Here is a 12,245-nt window from a genome sequence, read left to right as displayed (position 1 = left end):
CCGGTCGGTTCGCGGCGTCATTCATTCGAGGATGTGAAATGTCCAATGTGATGCGTCCGGCCCTGTGCCTGACTCTGCTGATGACCCTGATCACCGGCGTCGCCTACCCTCTGGCGGTCACCGGTATCGCCCGGACGGCCTTTCCCACCCAGGCCGCCGGGAGTTTGCTGTACGACGCCGAGGGCAAGGTGCGCGGCTCCGGACTGATCGCCCAGCCGTTCACCGGCGAGCAGTGGTTTCATCCACGCCCGTCCGCCGCCGATTACGCGACCGTGGCCAGTGGTGCGAGCAACCTGGCGCCGAGCAACCCGGCGCTGGCGACACGGATTCGTGAACAGGCGGCGAACCTGGCGGGTCCCGGGCAGGGACCTGTGCCCTTGACCCTGCTGACCACTTCCGGCAGCGGCCTGGACCCTCATCTGTCACCCGAAGCGGCCGACTGGCAGGTCGCCCGGGTGGCGACGGCGCGCGGCCTGTCGGTGGAGCAGGTCCGCGCGCTGGTTGAATCTCACACGCAACGTCCCTTGATCGGTCCGCCAGTGGTCAACGTGGTGGTCTTGAATATGGCTCTGGATCAGGTACCGTCTGCCGCGCGCAGTGCGAAGCTGTGATGGGCGAGCTATCGAAAACAACAACCGAGGCAGTCATTAATTGAGCGATTCCGGTCGAGCCGATGCATTACTGGCGCAATTGCCCCGCGAGGGCCGAGGGCGTCTTAAAGTCTTTCTCGGGGCCGCTCCGGGCGTGGGCAAGACTTACGCCATGCTCCAGGCGGCGCATGCTCAGTTGCGCCAGGGGGTGAGTGTCGTTGCCGCGGTGGTGGAAACCCATGGCCGGGCGGAAACCGAGATGCTCCTGGCCGGGCTGCCCCAGCTGCCCATGCTGCGTCGCGAATATCGCGGCATGACTCTGGAGGAACTGGATCTGGACCGCCTGCTGGCGCTCGATCCGGCCTTGGCGCTGGTAGACGAGCTGGCTCACAGCAATGCGCCCGGCAGTCGTCATGCCAAGCGTTGGCAGGATATCCAGGAGCTGCTGTCCGCAGGCATCGACGTCTACACCACGGTCAACGTCCAGCACCTTGAAAGCCTCAATGACCAGGTGCGCGGCATTACCGGCGTTCAGGTGCGGGAAACGCTCCCGGACTGGGTGTTGCAGGAGGCTTTCGAGCTGGTGCTGATCGACCTGCCGCCCCGTGAATTGCTGGAGCGGCTTCGCGACGGCAAGGTCTACGTGCCGGAGCAGGCCAGGGCCGCGATCGATGCGTTCTTCACCCAGACCAACCTGACGGCACTGCGCGAACTGGCCATGCAGACCGCAGCCGCGCAAGTGGACAACGATCTGGCCCAGGGTTATCGACAGCTCGGTCAGGCCGCGCCCGCCGTACGCGGACGACTGCTGGTGGGGATCGATGGCGATGCCAGCGCCGAGCTTCTGGTGCGGCACGCCAGTCGGGTCGCCCAGCGCAGGCACCTGCCCTGGAGCGCGGTGCACGTCGACGCCGGTCGGCCGCTGGACGAGCAGGCCCGCAGCCAGTTGCAAAGCGCTCAGCAGCTCGCCGAAAGACTGGGCGGGGAAGTGGTGTCGCTGCGGGCCGGGGAAGTGGCCCGGACTCTGCTGCAACATGCCGGCGAGCGGCGTGCCAGTCTGGTGATGGTCGGCCAGTCGCGGCGTACCTTCAAGCGGCGCACGTTCGGCGGAGGCGTGGGCGCGCGTCTGCTGCGCGAAGGGCACGGTCTGGAGATCAGCGTGCTGGATCACGCCGAGACCGCGCCGGGAACCAGGCGCAACCACGCGACGCGGCCAACGGTCTGGTCCGATTACCTGCTGGCACTGGTCGCCGCGCTGCTGGCGAGCGCGCTGGCCTGGGGTGTGGCGGGCTGGCTGGCACTGCCCAATATCTCGCTGATCTTTCTCGCCGCAGTGCTGCTGGTGGCGGTGCGCAGCAGCATCGGGCCGGCCTTGTCATGCGCGGCGCTGTCGTTCCTGGCGTATGACTTTCTGTTCATACCACCGAATTTCTCCCTCAGCATTCAGCGCGAGGAAGATGTCCTGACCTTGCTGTTCTTCTTGCTGATGTCGGGTCTGACCGGCAAGCTCGCCGCCCGCCAGCGGCAGCAGTTGCAGGCCCTGCGCGACACTCAGCGGCAGACCAGCGAATTGCTCGACCTGTCGCGCAAGATGACCGCCGCGACCGACCGGCAGGCAGTCATCATCGCCGCCGAGCAGCACTTCAGCGGCTGGAACGCTTTGCAAGTGTGCCTGCTGAGTCCTGATGCGCACGGCGGCTGGACAGTGGAGACGGGCGAGCCGATCCAGCTGTCGGAGCCGGAACGGGCCGCCGCCGATTGGGCCTGGCAACACGATCAGGCGGCAGGCAGCGGCACTGGCACGCTGCCGTCGGGACGTTGGTGGTGGTCGCCGGTGTCCGCCGAGGAAGGACCGTTGGCGCTGCTCGGCGTTGCGCCTCGCGCCGCAGAGCCGTTCACCGCCCAGCATCGGCGCCTGCTGGCGGCGCTGGCGCAGCCGGTGGCTCAGGCGCTGGCCCGGGCGCAGCTGGGGGAACGGCTTGAGGCCGCGCGTCTGCACGGGGAAACCGAACAACTGCGCAGCGCCTTGCTGGCCTCGGTCTCCCATGACCTGCGCACGCCGCTCACGGCCATGCGCGGCAGTATCGACAGCCTGCTGGCGCTGGGCGAGGCGATACCACTGGCCGACCGCCGTGAGCTGCTCGAAGGCACTCGCGACGAAGCCGAACGGCTGGACCGCTACATCCAGAATCTGCTGGACATGACCCGCCTGGGGCACGGCGCGCTCAAGCTGGCGCGTGACTGGGTCGCGCCCGCCGACATCGTCGGCAGTGCGCTCGGTCGGCTGCGCGCGGTGACGGCCAGCCTGCGGGTCGAGCGCGCGGTGCCCGCGGAACTCCCGCTGTTGCACGTTCACGCCGCGCTGATCGAACAGGCACTGGTCAATGTCGTGGAAAACGCCGCGCGTTTTTCCCCGCCCGACGGCCGCCTGCGTGTCGAGGCCGGAACCCGTGAGGGCGAACTGTTCTTCGCGGTGAGCGATGAAGGTCCCGGCATTCCTTCCGAGGACCGGTCGAAAATCTTCGACATGTTCTACACCGCCGCGCGTGGCGACCGGGGCGGGCAAGGCACCGGCCTTGGTCTGGCGATCTGCCAAGGCATGATCGGCGCCCATGGCGGGCGCATCCAGGTGGGCGAGGGTCTCGACGGGCGGGGCACGGCGATCACCCTTTATCTCCCGTTGCCGCGCCAGCCCGAAGACGATATCCAGGAGGGCCGGTGATGCGGTTTCAGGTTACCCTTGCGGCCGGTCACGACATCGGAACGGCACGCCAACCATGAGTCAGACGCAAACCATCCTGGTCATCGACGACGAGCCGCAGATCCGCAAGTTTCTGCGTATCAGTCTGGCTTCCCAGGGGTACAAGGTTCTGGAAGCCGCGACCGGCACCGATGGCCTGACCCAGGCGGCGCTGGGCAAGCCGGACCTGCTGGTACTCGACCTTGGCCTCCCGGACATGGACGGGCAACAGGTGCTCGCCGAGTTCCGCGAGTGGTCCGCAGTGCCGGTGCTGGTGCTGTCGGTCCGCGCCAGCGAATCGCAAAAGGTCATGGCGCTGGATGCCGGCGCCAACGACTACGTTACCAAGCCCTTCGGCATCCAGGAATTTCTGGCGCGGGTCCGGGCATTGCTGCGTCAGGTTGCGGGAAGCGAGGTGGCATCGGCGGCCTACACGCGCGGACCGTTGACCGTCGACCTGGCGTATCGGCGGGTGCTGCTTAATGGTCTCGAAGTCGCGCTGACCCGTAAGGAGTACGCGGTGCTGGCACATCTGGCGCGGCATCCCGGCCGGGTCATCACCCAGCAGCAGTTGCTCAAGGATATCTGGGGACCGACCCACACCGACAACACTCACTATCTGCGGATCGTGATAGGCCATCTGCGGCACAAGCTGGGCGACGATCCGACGGCGCCACGTTTCATCGTGACCGAAGCGGGCGTGGGATATCGGCTGCTGGAAGACGAGTGAATGTTGCGGGATGATTGCACTCGCCAGGCCCGGGCACTTTTGCCCCGGCGCATCGTCAAACCGGCATCTTGTCTATTCCCCCTGAGGTTACCTTCATGAAAGCCTGGATCTTTCTACCCCTGAGTGCCCTGTTGCTGGCGGGCTGCGCCGGCAAGACCGCGTACCGAGACAGTTGCGCCACCCAGCTCGACGCGGCCTGGCACGAGCTGGACCTGGCCAAGGCCGAGGGCTTCGCCGGCACGGTCAGTTATTCCAAGGCGCTGTCGTTGCTGACCGGTGCCAAGACCCAGCAGCAATTCGAAGCGTTCGAGGGCTGTACGCAGAAATCCGAAAAGGCGCGCTTCTACATCCGCGAGTCCCGTGCCGGGCGTTGATGCCAGATTTTACTCCTCCCGTAGGAGCCAGCTTGCTGGCGATAGCGACCGCGCGGTCTTACGCTATCGCCAGCAAGCTGGCTCCTACTGAACCCTGTACTGCCGCAATATCCTTCCCAATCTGACGAAAGCGCCTACTCTGATCGTAGAGCGTTCGCACGCTCGACATCGTTTGCAGTCCCAATAGTCATACAGCAGTTACCGGAGGGGCTTTGCGATGGGCAGGAAACTCGAGGCATGCCTGAGCGCCATCAACGAAGTGGTACTGGGCAAGGAAACTCAGGTGCGTCTGGCCATGACGTGTCTGATCGGCGGCGGTCATCTGTTGATCGAGGACTTGCCGGGGATGGGCAAGACCACGTTGAGCCACGCGCTGGCGAAAATTCTCGGCCTGAGTTACCAGCGCATCCAGTTCACGTCGGATCTGCTGCCTGGCGACATTCTGGGAACGTCCGTCTTCGACCGCGACACCGGACAGTTCACGTTTCACCCAGGGCCCATCTTCGCCGAGCTGGTGCTGGCCGATGAGATCAACCGCGCTACGCCCAAGAGCCAGAGCGCCCTGCTCGAAGCCATGGAGGAGGGCCAGGTCACCATCGAAGGCGCGACACGGCTGTTGCCAGACCCTTTCTTCGTGATCGCGACCCAGAACCCTTTCAGTTCCGGAGGGACGTTCGCGCTGCCCGAGTCGCAGCTCGATCGTTTTCTGATGCGCATTTCCATGGGATATCCGGCGCGCGCCGCCGAAAAAGCGCTGCTGCTGGGCGAATCCCGGCGTGAGTTGATGCCGCGGTTGCAGCCCGTCATCAACCATGAAGAACTGCGTGGCTTGCAGGCCCAAGCGCGCGGGATCCGGGTCAGCGATGCGCTGGTGGACTATGTGCTGCGATTGGTCGATGCGACTCGCAGCCAGCCGAACTTCGCCTACGGACTGTCGCCCCGGGCGAGCCTGGCGATCATCGCGGCGGCCCGGGCCTGGGCCATGCTGCTGGGCCGTGACTATGCGATTCCCGAAGACGTCCAGGCGGTCTTGCCCTCGGTGGTGGGGCACCGGTTGCGGGAGCGGACCGACCCCACCGGCCATGGTGGCGGGGCCCTGGTGCAATGGCTATTACGCGAGGTGCCCGTGCTTTGATCCAGCAGCTCAGGCCGTTCTGGCAACGCTGGCTGGCACGAAGGATACCGCCGGCCTCCCGCATCAAGCTCGATCATCGGCGTATTTTCATCATGCCGACGCGCACCGGCATGTTCTATCTGGTGATGCTGGTGCTGATGCTGCTCGCCGCGATCAATTATCAGAACAGCTTGGCCTACGGTCTGACCTTTCTGCTGGCAGCCGTCGGCGTGCTGGCGATCCTGCACACCTATCGCAACGTCAGCGGCCTGATCCTGAGTGCCGGCGTGGCACGTTCGGTGTTCGTCGGCGAAGCGGTGCAGTTGCGGTTGCGCCTGGAAAGCCAGGGCACTACGCATCACGCGCTTGGTCTGGGGTGGGCGGCTGACCGCTTGCAGCATCACGACGTGCGCGCCGACGGTCTGACGGACGTGGACCTGACGCTCGCCGCCGAAGCCCGGGGCTGGCTGCGGGCGCCCCGGCTGCGGGTGGAAAGTGTGTTCCCGCTGGGCATCCTGCGGGCGTGGAGCTGGCTGGATCTGGAACAGACCGCTCTGATCTATCCGCGCCCGCTGGCCGGCACCATGCCGCTGCTCAAGGGCGTGCAGCCCCATGCCGAAGATGCGGGCGCCGCGACCCAGGGCGCCGGGGTCGACGATTATCAGGGGTTGCGCGCCTACCAGCCGGGCGACAGTCCGCAGCGCCTGCACTGGAAAGCCTGGTCACGTGGGCAGGGGCTGTTCGTCAAGGATTTCACTGACTTGAGCGGGCAGGACCTGTGCCTGGATTTCATGGCTCTGGGCGGTGATATCGAAGAGCGACTGTCGCGGCTGTGCTATTGGGTGCTTGAGCTGTCCCAGCGTCAGCAACCCTTCGCCCTGCGCCTGCCGGATTTCCTGTCGAACGTGGACAGTGGCGATGCCCATCGTGAAGCTTGCCTTCGCGCGTTGGCGCTGTATGGACGCCACCCATGAAAACCGCCGTGGCCGTCGACCAGCCGGTGCCTCGCGACAGTCTGACCTGGCTGCTGCTGGCGCAGACGCTGGTCATCGTGCCGTTTCTGGCGCATTTGCCGCTCTCGATCATCGGGCTGTGGCTGGGTTGCACCTTATGGCGCGTGCAAGTGTTCCGTCAGCGAGCACGCATGCCCGGGACTTGGGTCAAGTCCGGTTTGCTGGTCGGCACCGCCGGCGGGGTGTATCTGGCTCGTGGCAGTCTGGTGGGGCTGGACGCCGGCGCGGCGCTGCTGATCGCGGCGTTCGTGCTCAAGATGCTGGAGATGAACACGCGCCGCGACGCGCTGGTGCTGATTTTCCTCGGTTTTTTCTGCGTGGTCGTCGGTTACCTGTTCGAAGATAATCTGCTCTGGGCGTTGTTCAGTCTGTTGCCGGTCGGCGCGTTGCTGGCGGCGCTGATCGGTCTGCAGCAGTCGGACCTGACCCGCAGTTCGGCGAGCGCGTTGAAGCTGGCATTCAAGATGATGGCGCAGGCATTGCCGCTGATGCTGGTGCTGTTCCTGTTCTTTCCCAGACTCGATCCGCTGTGGTCGCTGCCGCAACCCGGCAACAAGGGGACCACCGGCCTTTCGGACAATATCGCTCCCGGCGATATCGCCGAGCTGAGCCGCTCGCCGGCGCTGGTGTTTCGCGCCAGTTTCGAGGGCGCGGTCCCGCCGCGCCAACAGCTGTACTGGCGCGCGCTGACGCTGGAGCAGTTCGACGGTCGTCGCTGGTCGCAGTCGGCGCGCGCCCAGGCCGTGCAGATTGCTCAATGGCAGAAGCGCGGCGAACCGCTCGCTTACAGCGTGGTGATGGAAGCGAGCGGGCGGCCCTGGATGCCAAGCCTGGATGTGGGCGAGACGCCGCAGAGCGATGTCCGCCAGATGAGTGACTTTCGTCTGCAACGTCGCAGGCCCATCGACCAGCCCTTGATGTACGCCGTGCAATCCTGGCCGGAGGCGGTACGTGATCCACAACTCAGCGAGCAGATCCAGCGCCAGGACCTGCAACTGCCTGCCAGAGGCAATCCGCAGGCAAGGGAGTGGGCCGCCAGTTTGGTAAGGCGGCATACGCGACCGGATGACCTGGTGCGCGCGGTGCTCGACCACTTCAGCGATCAGCCGTATTTCTACACCCTCAAACCGCCAACCCTCGGCGCCGATGGCATTGACGATTTCCTGTTCGCCAGCCGTCAGGGATTCTGTGCCCATTACGCCGGCGCCATGACTTTCGTGCTGCGCGCCGCAGGCATTCCGGCGCGCATGGTCGCGGGTTACCAAGGTGGCGAGTTGAACCCGCAAGGCCAATACCTGACGGTGCGGCAATTCGATGCCCACGCCTGGGTCGAGTACTGGCAGCCGGGCGTGGGCTGGCGCAGCGCCGACCCGACCGCGGCGGTCGCGCCCGAGCGCATCGAACAGGGACTGGAGCAGGCGCTGGCGGCCGACGAGGGGTTTCTCGCCGAATCACCGATGTCGCCGCTGCGCTACCGCAATGTGGCCTGGCTCAACGAGTTGCGCCTGGGCTGGGACAATCTCAATTACAACTGGCAACGCTGGGTGCTGGGCTATCAGGGTCAGCAGCAGCTGCAAGTGCTGGGACGCTGGTTCGCCGGCTTGCAGATTCCGGTGTTCATCGGCGCGTCGATCCTGATTGTTGCGGTGCTGGCGCTCTGGCTCTTCAAACCCTGGCGGCGGGAGAGCGATTCGCAACTTCGTGTATTCAATGCGTTTGAACGATTGCTTCGGCGCCATGGTCTGCGTCGTATGCCGGGCGAGGGCGCACAAGCGTTCTGCCATCGCGCGGCGCTGTTCTTTCCGCAACATGCCGACGCCATCGAAGACTTCGTCGCAGAGTTCGAGGCCCAGCGCTACGCCGGGCGGACCTTGTCCGTGCAACGGCTGCGCACCCGCCTGCGGATGCTGCGCCGCAGACTCCCGTGGCGCCTGGCGGCGGTGAAGAACAACCGATCCTAGACCACTTGCCGGGGGAAACGCATGTCATCGATGGTGGATCATCTGGTCGCCGAACTGTTGGCGCTGGATGTCAGATTAATGGGGTGTCAGGCGCGCCTGGCAGTATCGACCGACAGCGAGGCCTTGCATGACCTGCGCACGACGGTACGCCGCCTGCGCAGCGTGCTGCGACCTTTGCGCAGTTATTCCGGAGCCGAGCCGCTGGAGCAGGCCGCCAAAGCCGTAGGACAATTGACCACGCCCCTGCGCGACATGCAGGTTCTGGCGCAGTTTCTCGAAGAGCAGGGTCTGAATGACGCGGCGCGGCGACGCAACGAGCATCTGGCTCAGGCTTGCCCGAAGGTCGCCTCTAGCCCAGAGCTGATGCGTCTGCTGACCTTGCTCGACCAGTTCCCCGCCATGCTGCGCGTGCAGGAACGCCAAAGGCTGTTGCGCGGACTGCGCAAGACCATCGAGAAACGCATGGACAAGCAATGGAAGAAACTGCGCCAGGCCATGAGCGAGCCGGGCCACGACCGCCACGAACTGCGCCTGCTCATCAAGCGCGTACGCTATGCCGCCGAAGCGTATCCCGAGCTGAGTCATCAACCGAAGAATATGCAGCGCAGCCTGAAAGCGGCCCAGGCCGAGCTGGGGCACTGGCACGATCACCTGCAATGGCTGGCGAAAGCGGGCGAGCACGCCGATCTGGCGCCATGCATTGCCGGCTGGCAAATGGGGATCGTGCGTGCCGAGCGCAAGTCCGAGCAGGCGCTCAAGGCACTGGGCAAGGTCTGTTTCGCGAAACGCTAGCGTCACGGCAGGTCGTTCCCGCCGCAACTATGGCCGGTATGGCGCATGCCAGCGGTGCCGGCGCTCTATAAGATCGGTCGATACCCTCTTAGCCGGCAGGAACGACCATGACTTTCTCCGAACTTATCGATGCGGTCCGTGACAACCCGTCGAGCGTCACCATTCCCGCTAGCTGGTCGCAAGGACGCGCGGTGTTCGGTGGCCTGATGGCGGCGTTGCAGTTTGAAGCCATGCGCGGCCGGGTCGCGCAGGACCGGCCGGTACGCTCGCTGGCGATCACCTTCGTCGGCCCCGCGGCGCTGGATGTACCGCTGTCCTTTGAGGTGGAGATTCTGCGCGAAGGACGAGCCGTCAGCCAGGTACTGGGCCGCACGGTGCAGGACGGACAGGTGATGATGCTGGTGCAAGGCAGTTTCGGTGCGCCACGCGAGTCGGCGGTCTCGGTTTCCGCCGAGGCCGTTCCGCACCTCAAGCCGGTAGAAAGCAGTCAAGAACTGCCCTTCATTCGCGGCATGATGCCGGACTATCTGCGTTTCATGGAGATGCGCTGGGGTTTGGGCGGGCTGCCCTTCAGCAACACGCCGTCGCCGGTCATGGGCGGCTATGCGCGGTTCCGTGATCAACCAGACGCGCAACCCTTGAGCGAGGCGCACATTCTGGCGCTAGTGGATACCTGGCCGCCGGCCTTGTTGCCGTACCTGAACAAGCCGACTCCGGCGAGTTCGCTGACCTGGACCATCGAATTCGTCCAGCCGCAGCCGTCATTGACGACCCTGGACTGGTGCACCTACCACACTGTGATCGAACACGCCCGCGACGGCTATGGCCATACCGCGGCGACGCTGTGGACGCCGGGTGGAGAACTGGTGGCAATCAGTCGCCAGACGGTGACCGTCTTCGGCTGAACCGCACCCCAGCGGATTAGCCGGCCTCAATGTTTGTGCCGGTCTTTCCAGGCGCGCCACCAGCCGCCGCTCAGCACAAAGCGGGGAAAGGTGATGAACTGCTCGACCAGCAGGCGCTTGATGGCGTCGTTGCGGTCGCTGAACGGTTCGGGCGACTGTTTTTCCAGGGTGTGCCCGTGACGCTGAAACGCCAGCGCCGCGATCAGACCGATCACGCCGATGGCGATCGATGAAAAGCTCAGGGAAAACAGCCCGTCGAGGATCAGGAGCGCCGCGAGTATGAACATCGGGACGGCGATCAGGTGCAGCACCAGGTTGGCCGGATGCCGGTGATCATCAGGGTAATTTCGCCACTGCCATGTGTGCAGGTTGGGATGTCGCTTGCTCATACTGCAGTCCTCTTCAGAGCATGTACCAATGCCTGAAGAATAGGCCCGACCCGCGCGCCGTGCGAGTCAAGCCTGACTATTGGCGCGATAGTGTCTTACGCCTTCAACTGCCGGATCGCGGTGCTCAATTGGGTCGCCAACCGGGCCAGTTCATCACTGGTGTTGGCCGAGTCCAGGGTCTGGGTCACGGTGCTTTCCGTGACGTCGCGAATGCTGACCACCGCGCGGTTCATCTCTTCGGCGACCTGGCTTTGTTGCTGCGCCGCCACGGCGATCTGAGTGTTGCTCTCGCGCATCTGGGCGACGGCACCGGCGATGGCAGCCAGCGCTTCGCCAGCTTCCCGCGCCTGCTGCACGCACTCGTCAGCCTTGTATGAACTGTCCTGCATGAAGTCCACCGCATCACGAGTGCCGGTCTGCAACGCCGAGACCATCGAAGTGATTTCGTCGGTCGAGACCTGGACCCGTTTGGCGAGGTTGCGCACCTCATCGGCCACCACCGCGAAACCCCGGCCCATTTCCCCGGCTCGGGCGGCCTCGATGGCTGCGTTCAGGGCCAGCAGGTTAGTCTGCTCGGCGATGCTGTGGATCACGCTGACGACGCTGTTGATCTTCTGACCGTCCTCGGCCATCCGCCGGATCATCTCGGCAGTCTGCTGCACGCCGCTGGAGAGACCGGCGATGGACAGTTGCACGCGCTCGACCACCGCCTTGCCGCTGCCGGCCAAAGCATCCGCGGTCTGCGACTGGTCACGGGTCGAGGCGGCATGCTGGGCGATATGGTGCACGGTGGTGCTCATTTCGTTGATGGCAGTGGCAACCTGATCGGTTTCGCTCTGCTGACCGAGCATGCCGTGACGCACGCCACTCATGCCCTCGGCCAGATGCGCGGCGCCCTGGTCCAGGCGCGCTGCGGTCTGGGACACAGTAGCGACGATGCGCTGATAACCGGCCTGCATGGCGTTGAACGCCTTGGCCATTTGCCCGACTTCGTCGGCGCTCCCGTTGGGCACCCGCGCCGAGAGATCACCGCTGCGCTCGACCGACAGCATCACATCCTTGAGCGCATTGAGCTGGCTGAGCAGAAAGCGGATCAACAGTTGCGAAGCACAGAGCATCGCGATCATCAGGATCAGCACTGCCAGTGCATACTGAGCGAAGCGCTGGATAAACACCTCGCTCAGTGTCGGCGCGAACGCCAGCACGGCCACCCGCTGACCCTCGCCGCGGCTCACCACCTGGGCGCCGCTCAAGATACGGTCGTCGAAGATTTCATCCAGCGCGACCCAGCCCTGCGCGCCAGCCAGCGCGGGCAGCGGCCGCTTTTGCAGCGCGGGCGTCTGTCCAGGGCCGTAGACCAGCAGATGCTCGGCCGCCGGCAGCGGCTGACCGGCGGGCCAGGCGGCGATCAGAGCCGCATGCGTAGAAGCCGCCTGACGGCCCGCTTCCTGTCGGCCCTGTTGTTCGAGGCTGACGGCGTAAAGTACGAGCAGCAAAGTGGTAATGAAGGCGACTGCGTTGACCGCCCAGAATTTGTACTTCAGCGAGAGGTTGCTGATCAGTGAGCCCATAAGTGGTCTTCTATGAGAGGCCGTTTACAAAATGACTGCGCTCGGCAATACGGCGTTGAAAGCGGT

At 64.9% G+C, this 12,245-nt stretch carries 11 protein-coding genes; 9 read left to right on the top strand and 2 right to left on the bottom strand.

Going from position 1 to position 12,245, the window contains the following annotated elements; translation table 11 throughout:
- Window positions 1–38 precede the first annotated feature (38 nt).
- From kdpC to TRP66_RS02360, 9 genes are all read left to right on the top strand, one after another.
- Entirely contained in the window at window positions 39–611 is a 573-nt protein-coding gene (gene kdpC, locus TRP66_RS02400) for a potassium-transporting ATPase subunit KdpC (protein ID WP_333399718.1), read from the top strand.
- A 40-nt stretch (window positions 612–651) separates the two neighbouring features.
- Window positions 652–3,312 (top strand): sensor histidine kinase KdpD, encoded by a 2,661-nt coding sequence (locus TRP66_RS02395; RefSeq protein ID WP_333399717.1) that lies wholly within the window; start codon window positions 652–654, stop codon window positions 3,310–3,312.
- A 55-nt stretch (window positions 3,313–3,367) separates the two neighbouring features.
- The gene (locus TRP66_RS02390) at window positions 3,368–4,060 is read left to right on the top strand and encodes a response regulator (RefSeq protein ID WP_333399716.1); all 693 of its coding nucleotides are present in this window, start codon (window positions 3,368–3,370) and stop codon (window positions 4,058–4,060) included.
- Between the two features lie 95 nt (window positions 4,061–4,155).
- On the top strand, window positions 4,156–4,434 hold the full coding sequence (locus tag TRP66_RS02385) for a hypothetical protein (RefSeq protein ID WP_333399715.1): 279 nt from the start codon (window positions 4,156–4,158) through the stop codon (window positions 4,432–4,434).
- Between the two features lie 217 nt (window positions 4,435–4,651).
- A complete protein-coding gene (locus tag TRP66_RS02380; RefSeq protein ID WP_333399714.1) occupies window positions 4,652–5,569 on the top strand; it encodes an AAA family ATPase in 918 nt (305 codons plus the stop codon).
- Entirely contained in the window at window positions 5,539–6,522 is a 984-nt protein-coding gene (locus TRP66_RS02375) for a DUF58 domain-containing protein (protein WP_333399713.1), read from the top strand. Before TRP66_RS02380 ends, TRP66_RS02375 begins: the two co-directional genes overlap by 31 nt.
- Window positions 6,519–8,522, top strand: a complete 2,004-nt coding sequence (locus TRP66_RS02370) for a transglutaminase family protein (RefSeq protein WP_333399712.1) — start codon at window positions 6,519–6,521, stop codon at window positions 8,520–8,522. The genes TRP66_RS02375 and TRP66_RS02370 overlap by 4 nt, the downstream gene beginning before the upstream one ends.
- Before the next feature lie 30 nt (window positions 8,523–8,552).
- Complete coding sequence (locus TRP66_RS02365; RefSeq protein ID WP_333399889.1) at window positions 8,553–9,314, top strand: CHAD domain-containing protein; 762 nt, start codon at window positions 8,553–8,555, stop codon at window positions 9,312–9,314.
- 107 nt (window positions 9,315–9,421) lie between these two features.
- Entirely contained in the window at window positions 9,422–10,219 is a 798-nt protein-coding gene (locus tag TRP66_RS02360; protein WP_333399711.1) for an acyl-CoA thioesterase, read from the top strand.
- 26 nt (window positions 10,220–10,245) lie between these two features.
- Here the strand turns inward: TRP66_RS02360 and TRP66_RS02355 are convergent, their stop codons facing one another.
- Window positions 10,246–10,608 (bottom strand): Mpo1-like protein, encoded by a 363-nt coding sequence (locus tag TRP66_RS02355; RefSeq protein WP_333399710.1) that lies wholly within the window; start codon window positions 10,606–10,608, stop codon window positions 10,246–10,248.
- A gap of 95 nt (window positions 10,609–10,703) precedes the next feature.
- The gene (locus TRP66_RS02350; protein WP_333399709.1) at window positions 10,704–12,179 is read right to left on the bottom strand and encodes a methyl-accepting chemotaxis protein; all 1,476 of its coding nucleotides are present in this window, start codon (window positions 12,177–12,179) and stop codon (window positions 10,704–10,706) included.
- Window positions 12,180–12,245 lie beyond the last annotated feature (66 nt).

The organism is Pseudomonas sp. JDS28PS106 (assembly GCF_036706555.1).
Classification (GTDB): domain Bacteria; phylum Pseudomonadota; class Gammaproteobacteria; order Pseudomonadales; family Pseudomonadaceae; genus Aquipseudomonas.
The sequence above is the reverse complement of the archived record's forward strand: the minus strand, read 5'-3'. Positions and strand labels throughout refer to the sequence as shown.